This window comes from Pseudomonas sp. P7758 (genome assembly GCF_013386485.1).
In the GTDB taxonomy this organism is placed as follows: domain Bacteria; phylum Pseudomonadota; class Gammaproteobacteria; order Pseudomonadales; family Pseudomonadaceae; genus Aquipseudomonas.
Window position 1 is genome coordinate 19,134 of the sequence record NZ_JACARS010000007.1, and the last position, 19,215, is coordinate 38,348.

Sequence of the window (19,215 nt, forward strand, 5' to 3'; positions counted from 1 at the left end):
TACAAAGACTGTGAACTGCCGAATGCCTATCCTGACCCACACCATCCAGCGCATCCTCGAGCTGATGAAGCGCTACCCAGGGGTGATTGCACTCGGCGGTTTCATCTCGGGTGTGGGCAGCTTCATCCTGGTGGATCGCCAGCAAGGCATGGCCAGCTGGATCGCGATCATCATGCTGGTGAGCTGGTTATGGCTGATGCTCGAAAACAGCCTCACCCAGCTGTTCAGCAAAGTCTTCAAACGGGAAATCCCCGAACCGCTGCTGCGCTACGCCACGCAGATGATCCATCAGGAAAGCCTGTTTTTTGTCCTGCCGTTCTTTTTTGTCACCACCACCTGGAACAGCGGCCAGTCGATCTTTACCGGCCTGCTGGGCGCGGCGGCACTGGTATCGATCACCGACCCGCTGTACTACAAGTGGCTGGCACCCAAGCGCTCGCTGTTTCTCGCACTGCACACCCTGACCCTGTTCGCAGCCCTGCTGACCGCGCTGCCGATCATCCTGCACCTGACCACCGCCGAGAGTTACAAACTGGCCCTCGGCGTGGCGATGGCGCTCTCTATCCCGAGCCTGGCCGTGAGCCTGCCGCTGCGTAGCATCAAGGGCTGGGCGATGCTGTTGGGGGTTACCGCAGCGATTGGTTGCGCCGGCTGGTTCCTGCGCACTTGGGTGCCGCCCGCTACGCTGTGGATGACCGAAGTGGCCATCAGCACCCAATTGCAGGACCGCACGCCCGGCGATGACCTGAAAGAAGTCAGCGCCGCCCAACTGCGCAGCAGCGGGCTGTATGCCTACACCGCGATCAACGCGCCGCGCGGCCTGGATGAGCGGATCTACCATGTGTGGAAATTCAACGGCAAGGAAGTCGACCGCATCGCCCTGGACATCCATGGTGGGCGCAAGGAAGGCTATCGGGCCTGGACCCACAAGCAGAACTTCCCCCCCGACTCGGTAGGACGCTGGCAGGTACGGGTGCTGACCGAAGATGGCCAAGTGATCGGCGTGTTGCGCTTCAAGGTGACTGACCCCGGTCAGGGCGCTACAACGCCAGACGCGCCAAAGTAGGCAGGATCGTGCTATTACGTAGGAATTCTGGAATAGCCAAACAAGCTCGGAGCTTATGACCAGTAGCACAACGGCCGGTGCAGCCCATCTGGACACGTCCACCCAGCCTCCATTGCTGAGGATTACAGGGGATTGGACGCTTGCCCACTATGCCAACCTGAAGAAGCTGTCGGAAAAGCTCGACGGCCAGTACGACGCTGGCGCACGTATCGACCTTAACGGCCTCGGCGCCCTGGACACGGCCGGCGCCTCGCTGCTGGTGGAACTGCTCGGCCCCGAGCGCATCGAACAGTCCGCCGAACAGACCGACTGCAGCCTCTCGACCGCCGACCGCGCGTTACTGAAAACCGTCTACCGCTCTCTGAACGACTTCTGTGTGCCGGTCAAGGAACCCGAAGAAGCCGCCGGCATCATGTTGCTGGCGCGCATCGGCGGCGCGGTCTACACCGTCTGGCAAGACGGCATGAAACTGCTGGGCTTTATCGGCCTGATCCTCGAAACCTTCGCCCGTGGCGTATTCCGGCCCAAGCGCTGGCGCGTGACGCCAATGGTTGCGCATATCGAACAAACCGGCCTCGACGCGGCCCCCATCGTGGCCTTGCTGACCTTCCTGGTGGGCGCAGTGGTGGCGTTTCTCGGTGCCACGGTGCTGGCCAGTTTTGGCGCGAGCATTTTCACCGTGGACCTGGTGGCGTTCTCCTTCCTGCGGGAGTTCGGCGTGTTGCTCACCGCGATCCTGATGGCGGGCCGCACCGCCAGTGCCTTCACCGCACAAATCGGCTCGATGAAGGCCAACGAAGAGATCGATGCGATCCGCACCCTGGGCCTCGACCCGATGGAGTTGCTGGTGCTGCCCCGCGTACTGGCATTGCTGGTGGCGCTGCCGATGCTGACGTTCCTGGCAATGCTCTCGGGCATTATCGGCGGCGGTGTGGTGTGTGCCGTGGCCCTGGATATTTCGCCGGCAATGTTCCTGTCGCTGCTGCAATCGGACATTGGCGTGCAGCACTTCCTAGTCGGCATGGTCAAGGCGCCGATCTTCGCGTTCCTTATCGCGGCCATCGGCTGCCTCGAAGGTTTCAAGGTCAGCGGCAGCGCCGAGTCCGTCGGCGCCCACACCACCTCCAGTGTGGTGCAATCGATTTTCGTGGTGATCGTGCTGGATGCGGTCGCCGCACTGTTTTTCATGGAGATGGGCTGGTGAGTCGTCTGCGCCGTGCGCCCACTGAGGCGGTGATCGAAGTCCGCGGGCTGTGCAACCGCTTTGGTTCGCAAAGCGTGCACGAGAACCTCGACCTGGACTTGTACAAGGGTGAAATCCTCGCCGTCGTCGGTGGCTCCGGCAGTGGCAAGTCGGTGCTGCTGCGCAGCATCATCGGTTTGCGCCAGCCCAGCGAAGGCCAGGTGCGGGTGTTCGGGCAGAACTTGCCGAGCCTGTCGGAACACGAGCGGTCGCTGGTGGAGCGGCGCTTCGGCGTGCTGTTCCAGAAGGGCGCGCTGTTTTCCTCGCTGACGGTCACCGAGAACGTTGCGTTGCCACTGATAGAGCATGCCGGCCTCAGCCGTCCCGATGCCGAACACCTGGCGGCAGTAAAGCTGGCGTTGGCCGGGCTGCCGCTGTCGGCCGCCGACAAATACCCCTCGTCACTCTCCGGCGGCATGATCAAGCGCGCGGCCCTGGCCCGTGCCCTGGCGCTGGACCCGGACATCCTGTTTCTCGACGAACCCACCGCCGGCCTCGACCCGATCGGCGCCGCCGCCTTCGATCAACTGATCCTGACCCTGCGCGATGCGTTGGGCCTGAGCGTGTTCCTGGTCACCCACGACCTCGACACGCTGTACACCATCACCGACCGCGTAGCGGTGCTGGCGCAGAAAAAGGTACTGGTGGCGGATGCCATCGATGTCGTCTCGGAAACCGACGACGCCTGGATTCACGAATACTTCCATGGCCCACGGGGCCGCGCGGCATTGGATGCCGCTCAACTGCTCAACGAGGTATGACATGGAAACCCGAGCCCATCATGTGATGATCGGTCTGTTCAGCGTGATCGTCGTGGTCGGCGCCATGCTGTTTGGCCTGTGGCTGGCCAAGTCCAGCGTCGACAGCGCATTCCAGGATTACGAAGTGGTGTTCAACGAGGCGGTCAGTGGGCTGTCCCAAGGCAGTGCCGTGCAGTACAGCGGGATCAAGGTGGGCGACGTCACCAGCCTGCGCCTCGACCCGAAAGACCCGCGCCGGGTGCTGGCGCGCATCCGCCTGGCCGGGCAGACGCCGATCAAGGAAGACACCCAGGCCAAACTGGCCCTGACCGGCATCACCGGCACCTCGATCATCCAGCTCAGCGGCGGTACACCCCAAAGCCCTGAGCTCAAGGGCAAGGACGGCAACCTGCCGGAAATCATTGCGTCGCCATCACCGATCGCGCGACTGCTGAACAACAGCAACGACCTGATGACCAGCATCAACTTGCTGCTGCACAACGCCAATCACATGTTCTCCCGGGAGAACGTCGACCGCCTCAGCAATACCCTGGACAACCTGCAACAGACCACCGGCGCGATTGCCGATCAGCGCGGCGACATCAAGGTGGTGATGCAGCAATTGATGCAGGTGAGCAAACAGGCCAGCGCCACTCTGGAGCAAACCACCGCGTTGATGCGCAACGCCAACGGTTTGCTCAACGACCAGGGCAAGCAGGTTTTCGGCAGTGCTGAAAAAGCCATGCAGTCCCTTCAACAGAGCACGGCCACGATCGACACCTTGCTGACCAACAACAAGGATTCCCTGAACAGCGGCATGCAGGGTCTCAACGAACTGGCGCCAGCGGTGCGCGAGCTGCGGGAAACCCTGGGTTCGTTGCGCGCCATTTCCCGCCGCCTGGAAGCCAACCCCAGCGGTTACCTGCTGGGCAGCGACAAGAACAAGGAGTTCACGCCATGAAGCGTGCGTACCAAATGATCGCCCCCGTTGCGCTGGTATTGGTCAGTGCGTGTTCCATCCTGCCGAAGGCGGATCCCTCGGACGTGTACCGGTTGCCATCGGCGCAGGCCGCCACGCAGGCCAGCCCGGTGGCCTGGTCGCTGCGGGTGGCGAAGCCGCAGACCAGCGAATTCCTCGACAGCCCGCGGATTGCCGTGGTGCCTAACGGTGACTTGATCAGCAGCTATGCGAATTCCCGCTGGAGCGATCCAGCTCCCGTGCTGTTGCGTAACCGGTTGCTGGACGGGTTCCAGCGGGATGGGCGGGTGACGTTGCTCAGTACCGATGAGACCAATCTGCAGGCGGACTTTGAGTTGGGCGGGCAGTTGCAGGCGTTTCAAAGTGAGTATCGCGGCAGCGCAGTTGAAGTGGTGATACGGCTGGACGCGCGGTTGGTGCGCGGCAGTGATCAACGGATTATTGCCAGCAAGCGGTTCGAGGTGAGGCAGCCGGTGGGGGATACCAAGGTGCCGGCGGTGGTGGCCGGGTTTGGTCAGGCTGGGGATGCGCTGAACAGGCAGGTGGTGGATTGGGCCGTCGGCCTGGGAAGCCGCGCTTTTGTGGCGAGGGAGCTTGCTCCCGTTGGGCTGCGCAGCAGCCCCAAAACCAGTCAATGAGCTTTGACTGACACACCTGCGATAACTGACTGGGGCCGCTTCGCGGCCCAACGGGAGCAAGCTCCCTCGCCACAGGGATTCAGGTCTTAGCCGAAGAACCAGTAGCACACCGCAATCGCCGCCACCACACCAGCAAACTCCGCCAACAACGCACACCCCACCGCATGCCGTGCCCGCTGGATTCCCACCGAGCCAAAGTACACCGCCAACACATAGAACGTGGTCTCGGTGCTGCCCTGAATCGTCGCCGCCACCAGCGCCGGGAAGCTGTCCACGCCCTGGGTCTGCATGGTCTCAATCAACATCGCCCGCGCCGCACTGCCGGAGAACGGCTTGACCATCGCGGTCGGCAGCGCATCGACAAAGCGCGTGTCCATGCCGGTCCAGGCCACCACGTGGCGAATGCCTTCCAGGCCGAAATCCAGCGCGCCGGACGCCCGCAACACGCCCACTGCACACAGCATCGCCACCAGGTACGGCAGCAGGTTCTTGGCAACGTCGAAGCCCTCTTTGGCGCCTTCGACAAACGCCTCGTAGACCTTCACCTTGCGCAGCGCGCCGATCACCAGGAACAACATGATCAGCCCGAACAGCGTGAGGTTGCCAAGGATCGACGACAGCCCCGCCAGCGCCGTGGCTGAGAGCGTCGCCAGCAAGGCCATGAAGCCACCCAGTACCAGCGCACCCGGAATCAGATACGCCAGCACCACCGGGTCCCACAGCCGCAGGCGTTGCATCACCGCCACCGACAACAGGCCCACCAGGGTCGAGGCGCTGGTGGCCAGCAGGATCGGCAGGAACACCAGCGTCGGGTCCGCCGCACCTTGCTGGGCGCGGTACATGAAGATGGTGACCGGCAGCAGGGTCAGGGAAGACGCGTTGAGTACCAGGAACAGGATCTGCGCGTTGCTGGCGGTATTGGGGATAGGGTTGAGCTCTTGCAGCGCCTTCATGGCCTTGAGGCCGATGGGCGTAGCGGCGTTATCGAGGCCCAGGCCGTTGGCGGCGAAGTTGAGCGTGATCAAGCCGATGGCCGGATGACCGGCAGGCACTTCCGGCATCAGGCGCCGGAACAGTGGCCCCAGGGCCTTGGCCAGCCAGTCGACGATCCCGGCTTTCTCAGCGATACGCAGGAAGCCCAGCCACAAGGTCAGGGTGCCGAACAGCAACACCATCACCTCGACCGACAGCTTGGCCATGGCGAAAATGCTTTCCACCATGGCCGCAAAGATCCCGGCATTCCCGCCGATCAGCCATTGCGCCAGCGCAGAAACCATCGCCACGATAAAGAAGCCAAGCCACAGGCCATTGAGCATCAGTTGAATCCCCCGAAAGATGGGGCGAATGATAGCGGGGCTGGCAGAAACGACAAACCCCGGATTTTCCGGGGTTTGTGTAGGAGCCAGTCCTGGCGGTCAGCCGCGAGTGGTCTCGCCGGCCGGCAGCACTTGCTTGGTGCGCCAGTGCGGCAGGGAGTTCCAGTAGCGCTCGCCCTTGGCATCGTCGTACATGCCTTCCCAACGGGAGATGACCAGTACGGCCAGGGCGTTACCGATCACGTTCAGTGCGGTACGGGCCATGTCCATGATGCGGTCGACACCGGCGATGAACGCCAGGCCTTCCAGCGGAATGCCCACGCTGCCCAGGGTCGCCAGCAGTACCACGAACGACACACCCGGTACGCCGGCGATGCCTTTGGAGGTGACCATCAGGGTCAGCACCAGCATCAGTTGCTGGCCAATCGACAGGTCGATGCCATACAGCTGGGCGATGAAGATCGCCGCGATGCTCTGATACAGGGTCGAACCGTCGAGGTTGAACGAGTAGCCGGTCGGTACCACGAAGCTGCAGATCGCCTTCGGCGCGCCGTAGGCTTCCATCTTCTCGATCACACGCGGCAGCACGGTTTCAGAGCTGGCAGTGGAGTAGGCCAGCACCAGCTCATCCTTGAAGATGCGCATCAGCTTGATCACCGAGAAACCGAACAGGCGGGCGATCAGGCCCAGCACCACAAAAGCAAAGAACAGGATGGCGACGTAAACCAGGATCACCAGCTTGGCCAGCGGCAGCAGCGAGGCGAAGCCGAAGTTGGCGACGGTCACCGCGATCAGGGCAAATACACCGATCGGGGCGTATTTCATGATCATGTGGGTGACTTTGAACATGCTCTCGGACACGCCCTGGAACATGGTCACCAGGGGCTCGCGCAATTCAGGCTTGAGGCTCGACAAGCCGAGGCCGAACAACACCGAGAAGAAGATGATCGGCAGCATGTCGCCACGGGCCACGGCGGCGAAGATGTTCGACGGGATCAGGTTGAGGATCGTCTCGATGAACGCGTGCTCGTGCTGGACCTCGGCGGCGGTGGCCGTGTATTTGGAAATGTCGACGGTACCCAGGGTACTCATGTCGATGCCGGTACCCGGATGGAACAGGTTGGCCAGCAACAGGCCGACCACAATGGCAATGGTGGTGACCACTTCGAAGTAAAGGATGGTTTTAACGCCGATCCGGCCGAGCTTTTTCGCATCGCCAACACCGGCGATTCCGACAATCAGCGACGAAATCACGATCGGGATAACGATCATCTTGATCAGGCGAATAAAGATATCGCCAGCGGGCTGCAACACGTTGCTGATCCACCAGGCCTTTTCAGCACTGAAATGGTTAAGCACCGCACCGATTGCAATCCCCAGCACCAGACCGATGAGGATCTGCCAGGCGAGGCTTAGCTTTGCCTTCTTCATGTCATTACCCTTACTTCAAGTGGACTCAGGCAGATGCGCCAGCAGCTGGAACGCTCGAGAGCGAAAAAGTGTGTGCATCTGCCCCCGTAGAAGGTCACCGCAGTTGGCCGATATGGCTCACTGGCAGGCGAAAAAAGGCGCAACTATTCCGATGCAAGGAGGCGACGTCTAATGCCGTAAACGCCTACCCTATGCCGAATCGGCATGAGTTTTTTTGAGTTTTTCTGTCTGAACGGTCAGTTCGAATACGACATTTCGGCAGGCATAAATGCCGCGAACCGGCCATTTCAGGCTCGCGCAGGGTTTTTTGAAAATCTACGGTCGCAGTTGAAAACCCCTGAAAATTCCTACGCATACCATCGAAAAACTCGTCTGGCAGGAGACAAACTTTCTCGATAGATGGTCACGCGGAAACACCAAGAAATGGTTGGGCGGACGCAAAAAGGAGAATTGCCGCTATGGGCGGCATGACAGAAGCGGGCATAGGAGCCGCAAGCCCGTCGCAAGTTCCACAAACCATCGGCTTGGGAACTTGCGTCGCAGCTTTTCACCTGACCCGGCCCTTGCGCAGGCACTCCCTGTCCCCGTAGGTCACGCCGATCCAAACGATCAGAGCAACCCGGCCCCTTGGTCATGCACCACCCTTGTCGGGCGATGCAAACAGAAAGAAGCACGGCGCTTCTTTCTATGGACGTTAAGCCGGTAGACGACAGCGTCGTCAGACCGAACCTAGTACCAATTCGGATCTTTCTTGAGCTGTTCCATCAGCAGCTTTTGCATGCCTTCGTCCGGCTTGCCAAGAAAACGGTAGTCGGCGTGCCGCGTTGGCGATTTGTCCGCGGGCAAGCCCGCCGGGACTTCTACCAACATCGCGTAAGCATCTTCCTTGTCGAAGCTGAAAGCGACGATCAGGCGCTTGTTCAGGCATGTGTCTGCGGTTTCACAGAGCGGCCCGACCAAGTACTTGTCGCCATCCTCCTCAACGGCATTCATTTGTTCAGCACTGCCCGACAGGTTCAACACCCATTCAGGCAGACGCTCTTCCTTCTTGACCACGCTCTGCCAAGTCTCGCGGTACTGCGGGTCCGCACTCAGCAGTTCGTTGGCTCGGGACTGGCCATCATTGGCAGCCAGCACCAAGCCGCTGCCGCCCAACAACAGGGCGGCAGCCAGGGCTTTAAGGGACGAGTTGAACATGCTTAGCCTCGACCACGACGGCCAAAGAAGAAGGAAGCGATGAACATCACCAGGAAGACCACAAACAGAATCTTGGCGATACCCGTGGCGGTGCCCGCGATACCACCGAAGCCCAGGACTGCAGCCACAATGGCGATGATCAGAAATGTGATTGCCCAACTCAACATGGTGATTCTCCTTACGCTTCTTTTAGGGGTAACAGCGGTAGTGCCTGCGGTCGCTCGATTCGAGGACCGTGTATTGCCTAGAACACCCAGCGTTCCTGCGATGGCAGGTCGCCGAGGGTGGAGTCCTGTTCAACCGCCGCCAATTGCGGGGTTGTCACATCGGCGGCAGTGCTGCCGACGGAGCGGAAATGGGTCTGGGTCATCATCGGACGTTCAAACTGCACGACTTGCTGCTGACTCTGCTGCCAATGCGCCAATTGCTGACCGCCAATCAAGGTCACCATCAGGGCCAGGCTGGCAAACAGCCCCTGTTGCAGGCGCAGTGGCGATACACGCAGTTGGGTCAGGCTTTGGCGAGTCATGCTGTATCTCTCCCGCATTCTGATTATTCGTAGATGAAACTCGTATGAGGTGTATTGCAGCCTGCGTGCCAGTTTTTTAACAAAATAAAAACCAATAAAATCAACCAGTTAAAAACAAAAGCGCTTTGACACCACGAGCATCCTGCACGATGCCCCTATCCTTGCCGTGCGAAATGCACGATGGTCACTGGTCGGATCAAGGGATAGGAAGGCAACGTTCGACTGCCGAAGTGGCAAGAGGGAGACAAAAACGCCTCTTGTGGGCGTCTTTGTAAGAAGAAGCGCAGATAGCTGCGCGGTGACGGCTTTAATCAATCAGAATAAACCATGCAACTTGCCCGATTATTCCGGGACTAAACAACATCATTCATTCTTAAGGGAGCGCGGGACAGATGGAATCAGCCAAGGAACTTCAAGGCCGCATTCTTTTAGTGGATGACGAATCCGCGATCCTTCGCACCTTCCGTTACTGCCTGGAAGATGAAGGCTACACCGTAGCCACCGCCAACAGCGCCGCCCAGGCCGATGCCTTGTTGCAACGCCAGGTGTTTGACCTGTGCTTCCTGGACCTGCGCCTGGGCGAAGACAACGGCCTGGATGTACTGGCGCAAATGCGTATCCAGGCGCCGTGGATGCGCGTGGTGATCGTCACGGCCCACTCGGCCGTCGACACCGCCGTGGATGCGATCCAGGCCGGCGCGGCCGACTACCTGGTAAAGCCTTGCAGCCCCGACCAATTGCGCCTGGCCACGGCCAAGCAGCTGGAAGTGCGCCAGCTCTCGGCACGCCTGGAAGCCCTGGAAGGCGCAGTGCGCCAACCCAAGGATGGCCTCGACTCCCATAGCCCGGCGATGATGGTGGTGCTGGAAACCGCACGCCAGGTGGCGGGCACTGATGCCAACATCCTGATTCTCGGCGAGTCCGGCACCGGTAAAGGTGAACTGGCCCGGGCGATCCACGGTTGGAGCAAACGCGCGAAAAAATCCTGCGTCACCATCAACTGCCCATCGCTGACGGCGGAACTGATGGAAAGCGAGTTGTTCGGTCATAGCCGTGGTGCGTTTACCGGCGCCAGCGAAAGCACCCTCGGCCGCGTCAACCAGGCCGATGGCGGCACCTTGTTTCTCGACGAGATCGGCGACTTTCCGCTTACTTTACAACCCAAGTTGCTGCGCTTTATCCAGGACAAGGAATACGAGCGCGTCGGCGACCCGGTGACGCGCCGTGCCGATGTGCGAATCCTCGCCGCAACCAACCTGAACCTGGAAGACATGGTTCGCGACGGCCGTTTCCGCGAAGACCTGCTGTATCGCCTGAATGTCATCACCTTGCACCTGCCGCCCCTGCGCGAACGCAGCGAAGACATCCTGACCCTGGCCGACCGCTTCCTGGCGCGCTTCGTGAAGGAATATGCGCGGCCGGCGCGCGGCTTCAGCGATGAAGCCCGTGAGGCACTGCTCAACTACCGCTGGCCGGGGAACATCCGTGAGCTGCGCAACGTGGTTGAGCGGGCCAGCATCATTTGCCCGCAGGAAAAAGTTGAGATCAGCCACCTCGGCATGGCCGAGCAGCCGACCAACAATGCCCCGCGTATCGGTGCGGCGTTGAGCCTGGATGAACTGGAAAAGGCGCATATCGGCGCCGTGCTGGCCACCAGCGACACCCTGGACCAGGCGGCCCGAACCCTTGGCATTGATGCGTCGACGCTGTATCGCAAACGCAAACAATACAACCTGTGAGCTGTAGCCTATGAAGCTTGCGATGACCCTGCGCACTCGGTTGTTCCTGAGTATTTCCGCGCTGATCACCGTCGCCCTGTTGGGGTTGCTGCTGGGGCTGGTGAGCGTCATGCAAATGGCCAAGACCCAGGAATCGTTGATTCGCAGCAACTTCATCACATTGGACCTGGGGCTCAAGCTTCGGCAGACCCTCGGCGACCAGTTGATGATCATGCTCAATGAACAGCCGAATACCGCTGCGCTGGAGGACTCCAAGCAACGCTATTTCGCCCTGTTGCAGCAAGGTATCGACCACGAACAAAAGGACGCGGTAACCAGCGGTTTTACCCAGGCCAAGACCAATTACCTGAGCTTTCTCGAGGCGTTCGATGAAAAGGAGAATGCTCCGCCGCAACTGCGCAACAACGACGAGCTGACCAAACGCTTCAACATCCTGCGCAACGGCCTGATCGCCGAGCACAAGAAAGCCCTGGATAACATCAACGATACCGAACACAAGTCCCGTGAACGTGCGCTGCTGATTGCCGGCCTGCTGGGCCTGGTCGGGCTGGCCGTGCTGATCATCGGTTTCGTTACCGCCCACGGTATCGCCCGACGCTTTGGCGGGCCGATCGAAGCGCTGGCCAAGGCCGCCGACAAGATCGGCCAGGGCAACTTCGAAGTCACGCTGCCCATTTCATCCGCAGCGGAAATGAACCTGCTGACCCGACGCTTCGGCATCATGGCCGAGGCGTTGCGCCAGCATCAGGCAACCAATGTCGACGAGCTACTCGCCGGGCAACAACGCCTGCAGGCGGTGCTCGACAGCATCGACGACGGCCTGCTGATGATCGACCGCCAGGGTCGCCTGGAACACCTTAACCCGGTGGCACAACGTCAACTCGGCTGGGACGAGAATCGCCTGGGCCAAGGCCTTGGCGACGCCCTGGGCCGCCCGGAACTGGATGAACAACTGCAGCTGGTACTGCGCGGCGGCAATCTGGAGCGCGCACCTGAAGACCTGGAAGTAGAGGTTGAGGGTGAGCTGCGCCTGCTGACGTACAGCCTGACGCCGGTCAGCCATACCCAGGGGCACATTCTGGGCGCGGTGATGGTGCTGCATGACGTTACCGAGCAGCGTGCCTTTGAACGAGTGCGCAGTGAGTTTGTATTGCGCGCGTCCCATGAATTACGCACGCCGGTGACAGGCATGCACATGGCCTTCGGCTTGTTCCGGGAACGGGCGAAGTTTCCTGCGGAGTCGCGCGAAGCGGACCTGCTGGATACGGTCAACGAGGAAATGCAGCGCCTGATGCAGTTGATCAACGACTTGCTCAACTTCTCGCGCTACCAGAATGGCTTGCAGAAACTCACCCTGGGCCCGTGTGACATCAGCGACCTGCTCGAACATGCCCGCGCCCGCTTCGCGGAGCAGGCGAATGCGCAGAACATCGAGCTGCTGGTTGAGGAACAATCCCCGCTACCGAGGTTGCATGCCGATCGAGCGCAGCTGGAAAGGGTGCTCGACAATTTGCTGGGCAATGCCCTGCGGCACACAGCCGACGGTGGGCAGATCCGCTTGCAGGCGCGTCGCCATGGCGAACGGGTGATTGTCAGCGTTGAAGACAACGGTGAAGGCATTGCCTACGGCCAGCAGGGACGAATCTTCGAACCGTTTGTGCAGGTAGGCCGCAAGAAAGGCGGCGCCGGGCTGGGCCTGGCGCTGTGCAAGGAGATCGTGCAATTGCACGGTGGCCGCATGGGGGTGTATTCGCGGCCGGGGCAGGGGACGCAGTTCTACATGGCGTTGCCCCTGTAGGACCAACGCGCCAACCGTTATTGGTGATTCAACGCCCGCAGGATCGCAGCACTTTCGGCATCCGGTGTCCCGTCAAACAGCGACGCCCGGAAATGCATCTGGAACGCGGCCACCACATGCCGCGTCGCCACATCCAGCTCGCCCGTCTGCGGCGTCGGATAGCCCAGCTTCGCCAACTCTTCCTGGAACCAGGTAATGCTCGGCAGATCGGCTGCGTACTGCACCTGGTAACGGGCCACCGCCTTGGCGTCCGGCCACATGCCCAGCCCTTCATCCGCCAGGCGCTTCCAGGGGAACAACGGCCCCGGGTCCAGCTTGCGCAGCGGGGCAATGTCGCTATGGCCGATGATGTTTCGCGGGTCGATGCCGTTGCGTTTGCTGATGTCCTTGAGCAGCACCACCAGTGACTGCACCTGCGCTTCGGAATAGGGATACCAGACGCGGCCCGTCGGCAAATCCCGATAACCCGGGTTCACGATCTCGATCCCGATGGAGCTGGAGTTGAGCCAGGTGCGGCCCATCCATTCACTTTCTCCAGCATGCCAGGCGCGCTGGCTTTCATCCACGAGCTTATAGATGGTGGCCGAGGCGTCATCACCGATCAGGTAATGACTGCTGACCTGGCCATGGGTCAACAGCGCCAGGGAGCGCTCAAGGGACGCCGAGGTGTAGTGCACGACGACAAACTGCACACGATTGTCGTGGTTCACCGACGGATGACTGGTGTCCAGGCGAGGGCCGCTCGCGCAACCGGCGAGCAGGAGAAACAGAAAGGCAGAACACAGAAGTTTCATGGCAGCAAATAGTACGCTTAAGACGATAATGCAACAGTGTAACGTACCGTTTGCTGCCAGGCGGCCAAATGCGATGTTTTAAACAAAATGGAACATTTCCGGTCAGGCCGCCTGCACCTGATTACGCCCCGCCGCCTTGGCACGATATAACGCCTCGTCAGCGCGCTTGAGCGCCAGGTCACTGCGTTCTCCCGGCTGAAACTGCGCCATGCCCATGGACACCGTAATCGTCACCGGCTCGCCCTTGAAGTGAAACGGGCAGGCTTGGATGGCTGCACGCAGGGTTTCACCCACCGCCAACGCATCGGACAGCGACGAGTTGGGCATCAGCAGTACAAACTCTTCACCGCCAAAACGCGCGATGAAGTCGTTCGGCCGCAGGCGTTTGCGAAGCACCGTGGCGATGATTTTCAGCACCTTGTCGCCCGCCAGATGACCATAGCCGTCGTTGATGCGCTTGAAGTGATCGAGGTCCAGCATGGCCAGTGACAGGTTATTTCCACGCTGGTGCCAGGCGTTGACCTCCTGCTCCAGGCGCTCGCTCCAGGCCGCCCGGTTGGGTAGTCCGGTGAGCGGATCGATCAGGGCTTTCTGGCGCTGAACCTCAAGGTGTTCACGGTAGCCCTGAGCCTCTTGCTCCATATTGGCGACCCGTTCGGCCAGGCCCTTGAGCCGTGCAGCCACTTCCTGTTCGCGCTGGTCACGCTGGTGGCGGTGTTCATCCATGGTGCCCAGCAACCCTTCGAGATGGCTCTCCAGCACGTGCTTGAGGCTGTCGAGGTCTGCGGCGTCCTGCATGCTGGTTTGCAAACCATCCACTTGTTCGCGGATCTGGGTATCCAGTTCCCTGGCCGCCGAGCGGCTGTCGGCGTGGCCGTCACTGGCGACCTGCAGGTGCCCCTGGAACGCCTCGAGACGGTCGTTGAGTTGCTTGAGGTAGGCTTCAAACTCGTGCTGGCCGCTGTCGGTGATCGCCAGCATCAACACCGCCAGGTCATCGAGGATCGGCAGCAATTCGTACCAGTTCAATCCGTGGGCCAGGCGTTCACGCATGGCTTCGGCCTGGGGCCGATGGCGCTCGGGCAGCGAGAGGTCTTCCAGTAAGCCGAGCAGGGTATCTTCGATGTGCTTGGCCACCGAACTGTAAGACGGCTCGGGGGTGTCGGGCAGGGCGTAGGCTTGATCCGCTTGCAGCTCGTCTGGGTTCAGCTCTGCCTGCTCGGGCGATTCTTGCGGTTCATCGGCCAGGACCGGGGGCAGGGAAAGACTGCCGATCTCTGTCCGCTCCGGCTCACGGGCCTGCACCTCTGGCACCTCGACCATGGCGGCAAGAGCGCTCTCAAGCTCAACCTCCGCTTCGATCGGTTGCTCGGGTTCTGGCGTTTCGATAATCGTAGCGGGTGCCTCGACGACGGACGGTGTGACCGCGACGGCCGGAACAACAGGCACTGCTTCGCTGACAGCGTCGGTAGCCTCTACTGGCGATACCGGCTCAGGGGGCGACTCGATGGGGGCCGGGACCTTCGGCTGCGGTGCAAAAGCCCGCAGCGCCTGGGCCAGTTCTGCCGATTGCGCCGGCGCTTCAACTTCACCCACCGGCCTGGGCTTTGGCGCAGCAGGCGCCGGAGAAGCCGGGCGGGATGGCGTGGGCGCTTCAACCTCCGGCGTGTCGATTGCGTCCTTGGTGCCAAACAGACGCTGCAACAGCCCCGGGCTCGAACGGCTGGTTTCGCCCTCCGGCTCCAGGTTACTCAGCGCCTGCCCCTGCAGGCCGCTCAGCTCGCTCAGCAACAGCGGGATCTCCCGCGCCTGGCCAACCCGACCGTCCAGCTGCTTGGCGAAAGCCTTCAGCGGGCGACTCACGTCCCGTGGCAAGGGCAGTTTCTGCAACTGAGTGACCAGGGCCGTCAACGCGCTGCCGATCTGGTCAACCCGGGTTTCGCGGCGCTGCTCCGAATCCAGCACGGCCTTTTCCAGGCGCGGCAGCAATGCAGCGAGGGCGGCGTCCATGTCGTCGGTGCGCACCACATCGCGCATTTCCTTCATGCATTGGTCAACCGCTCGGTCGGTCCCTTCTGCCGCCAGGGTGCTGCGCACCAGCCCTCGGCGCAGCAGGTCGAGGCGGGCGGCCCAGCGACGCTCGAGCTTTTCTTGTTGCTCGACGCTTTTAAGGTATTTCTCTTTCCAACGCTGGGCGTCGTCGCTCATGCAAGGGGTCCGCGAGGGCCGGGGCTCAACGCGGGCAATGCATCAGCCGTGAGCGAACCCGGCAGACGAATCTCTACCGCGACGGGCAGGTGATCGGAGATGGGCTGCGCCAGTACCTGCACACTTTCGAGTGTCAGGGTCGGGCTGAGCAGGATGTGATCAAGACAACGTTGCGGTCGCCAGCTGGGAAAGGTGGCTTCGACTTGCGGCGCCAGCAACCCAAGGTCGCGCAACGGGGAATTCTGTAGCAGGTCTGTGGCATGGGTGTTCATGTCACCCATCAGCACCTGGTGTTTGTAGCCGCCAATCAACTCACGGATGTAGGCCAACTGCATGGTTCGGGTTCGAGCCCCCAGTGCGAGGTGCATCATCACCACGACCAATGCTTCCGGCCCTTCGCCGAATCGTACGAGAATTGCACCGCGGCCTTTCGGGCCAGGCAACGGGTGGTCCTCGATCGCCCACGGTTTCAGGCGGCTGAGCACACCATTGCTGTGCTGGCCGAGTTTGCCGAGGTTGCGATTGAGTTGCTGATACCAGTAGGGAAAGGCACCGAGCTGAGCAAGGTGCTCGACCTGGTTGATGTAGCCGGAGCGCAGGCTGCCACCGTCGGCCTCCTGCAGGGCTACCAGGTCAAAATCGCCCAGCAGGTCGCCGATCTTCTGCAGATTACCGGCACGCCCATTGTGGGGCAGCAGGTGCTGCCAGCCACGGGTCAGGTAATGCCGGTATTTCTCGGTACTGATACCCACCTGGATATTGAAACTGAGCAGGCGCAACCGACTGTCAGCCGGCAGGCCCGTGGATTCCAGGTGATGTTCGTTGACCTTCGGGTCATGCAGGCCAACGACACGTTCAGTACCCCAGCGACGCATGACGGGCCCCTTACTTGGCTGCGCGCTCTTTGGCGATCAATTGGTCGGCCACGTTCAGCGCCTGCTCTTCGCCGCCGGCACTGCCGATGTCAAAGCGGTATTTGCCGTTGACGATCAGCGTCGGTACGCCTTGCACGCCGTATTTCTGGGCCAGTTCCTTGTATTGGGCCATCTTGCCCTTCACAGCGAACGAGTTGAATGTCTCCAGGAACTTGGTTTTGTCGACGCCTTGGGTGGCGACGAAATCGGCCATGTCTTCAGGCTTCACAAGGCGCTTGCCTTCTTTCTGGATGGCATTGAAGACAGCCGCGTGAACCTTGTGTTCTACACCCATGGTGTCCAGGGTAATGAACAGCTGGCCGTGGGCGTCCCATGGGCCGCCGAACAGGGCAGGAATACGTTTGAAGTTCACGTCCTGAGGCAGCTTATCGACCCACGGATTGATGACTGGCTCAAAAGCGTAGCAATGCGGGCAGCCATACCAGAACAGCTCCACCACTTCGATCTTGCCCGGTACGGAAACCGGCACAGGATTGGCCAGCTCAACGTAGGTTTTACCGGCTTCAAGCGGCACATTATCGGCAGCTTGTGCGGTCATGCCGAAAAGGCTGGCAGTGACGAGAGCGGCGCTGAGGATCAGATTACGCATGCTTTACTCCTGGACAAATAAAGTCGCCTCACGCGACCTTTGTTGTGACAGGTCTACGCGGGCATGAGTTCGTTAGTGTAACGGCACCGGCCACAAAAAAGGGCAGCCTGGGCCACCCTTTTTATGCTTGCATCGACGGATTAATCGAGCGTTAACGTAGCCGGGGCACTTAGTGCAGGCCCTGGATGTATTGGGACACGGCTTCGATGTCCTTGTTGCTGAGTTTCGCGGCGATGCTCTGCATGATCTTGGTATCGCCGTCGTTGGTGCGATTGCCTTCGCGGAAGTCCGTCAGCTGTTTGCCGATGTACTGGGCATGCTGGCCGCTCAAGTGCGGGAAGCCAGCGGCAGCAAGGCCTGCGCCGTTAGGCGAGTGGCAGCCGAGGCAGGAAGGCATGCCTTTTTCCAGGTTGCCGCCGCGGAACAATTCTTCACCGCGGGCCACCAGTTTCGGATCAGCAGCTCCCACACTGCCTTTCTGGCTGGCAAAATACGCCGCGATATCCGCCAGGTCCTGATCGCTGAGGTTGGTCAACAAGCCGGTCATTTCCAGGACCGTACGCTTGCCATCCTTGATGTCGTGCATCTGCTTGGTCAGGTAACGCTCACCCTGGCCGGCCAGTTTTGGAAAGTTAGGCGCCGGGCTATTACCGTCCGGTCCATGGCAAGCACCACATACGGCGGCTTTCGCCTGGCCAGCAGTGGCGTCGCCTGCGGCATGGGCAACACCGGTGATGCCCAGGGTCAACAGCAGACTCACGATCAGTTTGTTCATCAGCTAATCCAACTACGGCTAAGGGTTAAAGAGTTATGGACCGGGTTCACTCACCATCAACTGAATGACGGCATGGTAATCCTCGGTACTGCAGTCCATGCACAAACCACGCGGCGGCATCGCCTTGAAACCCTGGGTCACGTGTTGCACCAGCGTGTCCATACCTTGAGCCAATCTTGGCTTCCAGGCTGCCTGGTCACCCCGTCCAGGGGCGTTGGGCAGCTGTCCGGCATGGCAGGCCCCGCAAAAGCGGTTGTACACAGCCTCCGGTTCCTGTGTAGCCTGCGCACTGTAAAGTGGCATCAAGAAACCGAAGGCCAGCAGCCACTTGGTCATACATCGACCTTTTCAGGGTTTGAGAGCGTTTTGCGTTCTAATGCGCAATAAAGGTCTATCGCTCCCGTGAACTTCATCCTTCGCTGGGACAAAGCACACACAAAATCTGCGGCATTATATACTGGCGCTACTGAAACGGAAACGACACCGCTTGCCGCACCTATTCCCGGCACCGCCCACATCGGAAAACTCATGCAACTCAAGAATCCCATCCTCGGCCTGTGCCAACAGTCCACCTTCATGCTCAGCGCCGCCAAAGTCGACCAATGCCCCGATGACGAAGGCTTCGAAGTCGCATTCGCCGGCCGCTCCAACGCCGGCAAGTCCAGCGCGCTGAACACCCTGACCCACGCCAGCCTGGCCCGCACCTCGAAAACCCCGGGGCGCACACAGCTCCTCAACTTCTTCAAGCTAGACGATGATCGGCGTCTGGTCGACCTGCCGGGCTACGGTTATGCAAAAGTACCTATCCCGCTGAAGCTGCACTGGCAGCGTCACCTCGAAGCGTATCTGGGTGGCCGGGAGAGTTTGAAGGGTTTGATTCTGATGATGGACATCCGTCATCCAATGACCGACTTCGACCTGTTGATGCTCGATTGGGCCGTCGCCAGCGGCATGCCGATGCACGTCCTGCTGACCAAGGCCGACAAGCTGACCTACGGCGCAGCGAAAAACACCCTGCTCAAAGTGCAGGCGGAAATCCGTAAGGGTTGGGGTGATGCGGTGACTATCCAGTTGTTCTCGGCGCCAAAACGCATGGGCCTGGAAGATGCCTACACTGTATTGGCAGGTTGGATGGAACTGGCTGACAAGGGTTCGGAAGCCGCCGAGTAAAAACTCGGGGCAAAAAAAACCCCGGACTTCGTATGGGGAGGGGAAGTTCGGGGTCCAAGTTCCGGACC

At 60.7% G+C, this 19,215-nt stretch carries 19 protein-coding genes; 8 read left to right on the forward strand and 11 right to left on the reverse strand.

The annotated features are described in order from the left end of the window. The first annotated feature begins 22 nt into the window (after positions 1-22). The 5 genes from HX873_RS01440 to HX873_RS01460 are packed head-to-tail and all read left to right on the forward strand — an operon-like array spanning position 23 to position 4,666. Entirely contained in the window at positions 23-1,066 is a 1,044-nt protein-coding gene (locus HX873_RS01440) for a DUF5924 family protein (protein ID WP_003214774.1), read from the forward strand. A 55-nt stretch (positions 1,067-1,121) separates the two neighbouring features. Continuing rightward, positions 1,122-2,270, forward strand: coding sequence for an ABC transporter permease (locus HX873_RS01445; RefSeq protein WP_032899919.1), 1,149 nt, complete (start codon positions 1,122-1,124; stop codon positions 2,268-2,270). Continuing rightward, positions 2,267-3,070, forward strand: coding sequence for an ABC transporter ATP-binding protein (locus HX873_RS01450; RefSeq protein WP_003214778.1), 804 nt, complete (start codon positions 2,267-2,269; stop codon positions 3,068-3,070). Before HX873_RS01445 ends, HX873_RS01450 begins: the two co-directional genes overlap by 4 nt. A gap of 1 nt (position 3,071) precedes the next feature. Then, positions 3,072-4,010 carry an MlaD family protein gene (locus HX873_RS01455; protein ID WP_008439646.1) on the forward strand — a complete coding sequence of 313 codons (939 nt, stop codon included), beginning with the start codon at positions 3,072-3,074 and terminating at the stop codon, positions 4,008-4,010. Further along, positions 4,007-4,666 carry an ABC-type transport auxiliary lipoprotein family protein gene (locus HX873_RS01460; protein WP_087694543.1) on the forward strand — a complete coding sequence of 220 codons (660 nt, stop codon included), beginning with the start codon at positions 4,007-4,009 and terminating at the stop codon, positions 4,664-4,666. The genes HX873_RS01455 and HX873_RS01460 overlap by 4 nt, the downstream gene beginning before the upstream one ends. Before the next feature lie 86 nt (positions 4,667-4,752). Here HX873_RS01460 and HX873_RS01465 read toward each other — a convergent pair whose 3' ends face one another. The 5 genes from HX873_RS01465 to HX873_RS01485 all read right to left on the reverse strand — a co-directional run bounded on the left by HX873_RS01465 (position 4,753) and on the right by HX873_RS01485 (position 9,139). Continuing rightward, complete coding sequence (locus HX873_RS01465) at positions 4,753-5,982, reverse strand: nucleoside recognition domain-containing protein (protein WP_003214785.1); 1,230 nt, start codon at positions 5,980-5,982, stop codon at positions 4,753-4,755. Positions 5,983-6,081: 99 nt separating this feature from the next. Then, positions 6,082-7,413, reverse strand: a complete 1,332-nt coding sequence (gene gltP, locus HX873_RS01470) for a glutamate/aspartate:proton symporter GltP (RefSeq protein WP_017477988.1) — start codon at positions 7,411-7,413, stop codon at positions 6,082-6,084. 729 nt (positions 7,414-8,142) lie between these two features. Next, positions 8,143-8,610: an inhibitor of vertebrate lysozyme family protein gene (locus HX873_RS01475; RefSeq protein ID WP_003214789.1), complete on the reverse strand. Its 468-nt coding sequence runs from the start codon at positions 8,608-8,610 to the stop codon at positions 8,143-8,145. Positions 8,611-8,612: 2 nt separating this feature from the next. Continuing rightward, the gene (locus HX873_RS01480; RefSeq protein ID WP_003170804.1) at positions 8,613-8,777 is read right to left on the reverse strand and encodes a DUF1328 domain-containing protein; all 165 of its coding nucleotides are present in this window, start codon (positions 8,775-8,777) and stop codon (positions 8,613-8,615) included. A gap of 77 nt (positions 8,778-8,854) precedes the next feature. Beyond that, complete coding sequence (locus HX873_RS01485) at positions 8,855-9,139, reverse strand: hypothetical protein (RefSeq protein ID WP_087694545.1); 285 nt, start codon at positions 9,137-9,139, stop codon at positions 8,855-8,857. A gap of 392 nt (positions 9,140-9,531) precedes the next feature. Here HX873_RS01485 and algB point away from each other — a divergent pair, with 392 nt between their 5' ends. Next, positions 9,532-10,878, forward strand: coding sequence for a sigma-54-dependent response regulator transcription factor AlgB (algB, locus tag HX873_RS01490; protein WP_003214793.1), 1,347 nt, complete (start codon positions 9,532-9,534; stop codon positions 10,876-10,878). A 10-nt stretch (positions 10,879-10,888) separates the two neighbouring features. Continuing rightward, positions 10,889-12,676, forward strand: coding sequence for a KinB sensor domain-containing domain (locus HX873_RS01495; RefSeq protein ID WP_008439641.1), 1,788 nt, complete (start codon positions 10,889-10,891; stop codon positions 12,674-12,676). A 17-nt stretch (positions 12,677-12,693) separates the two neighbouring features. Here HX873_RS01495 and HX873_RS01500 read toward each other — a convergent pair whose 3' ends face one another. From HX873_RS01500 to HX873_RS01525, 6 genes are all read right to left on the reverse strand, one after another. Beyond that, positions 12,694-13,470: an N-acetylmuramoyl-L-alanine amidase gene (locus HX873_RS01500; protein WP_003214798.1), complete on the reverse strand. Its 777-nt coding sequence runs from the start codon at positions 13,468-13,470 to the stop codon at positions 12,694-12,696. 102 nt (positions 13,471-13,572) lie between these two features. Beyond that, positions 13,573-15,678: a GGDEF domain-containing protein gene (locus tag HX873_RS01505; RefSeq protein ID WP_177122277.1), complete on the reverse strand. Its 2,106-nt coding sequence runs from the start codon at positions 15,676-15,678 to the stop codon at positions 13,573-13,575. Further along, positions 15,675-16,553, reverse strand: a complete 879-nt coding sequence (locus HX873_RS01510) for an endonuclease/exonuclease/phosphatase family protein (protein ID WP_087694547.1) — start codon at positions 16,551-16,553, stop codon at positions 15,675-15,677. The genes HX873_RS01505 and HX873_RS01510 overlap by 4 nt, the downstream gene beginning before the upstream one ends. 10 nt (positions 16,554-16,563) lie before the next feature. Beyond that, positions 16,564-17,202 (reverse strand): thiol:disulfide interchange protein DsbA/DsbL, encoded by a 639-nt coding sequence (locus HX873_RS01515; protein WP_063033700.1) that lies wholly within the window; start codon positions 17,200-17,202, stop codon positions 16,564-16,566. A gap of 169 nt (positions 17,203-17,371) precedes the next feature. Next, complete coding sequence (locus HX873_RS01520) at positions 17,372-17,977, reverse strand: cytochrome c4 (RefSeq protein WP_003214807.1); 606 nt, start codon at positions 17,975-17,977, stop codon at positions 17,372-17,374. 33 nt (positions 17,978-18,010) lie between these two features. After that, positions 18,011-18,313 (reverse strand): cytochrome c5 family protein, encoded by a 303-nt coding sequence (locus HX873_RS01525; protein ID WP_003214809.1) that lies wholly within the window; start codon positions 18,311-18,313, stop codon positions 18,011-18,013. A gap of 192 nt (positions 18,314-18,505) precedes the next feature. On the opposite strand from HX873_RS01525, the gene yihA reads away from it, so the two are divergent. After that, positions 18,506-19,147 carry a ribosome biogenesis GTP-binding protein YihA/YsxC gene (gene yihA, locus HX873_RS01530; protein ID WP_003214811.1) on the forward strand — a complete coding sequence of 214 codons (642 nt, stop codon included), beginning with the start codon at positions 18,506-18,508 and terminating at the stop codon, positions 19,145-19,147. Positions 19,148-19,215: the final 68 nt, after the last annotated feature.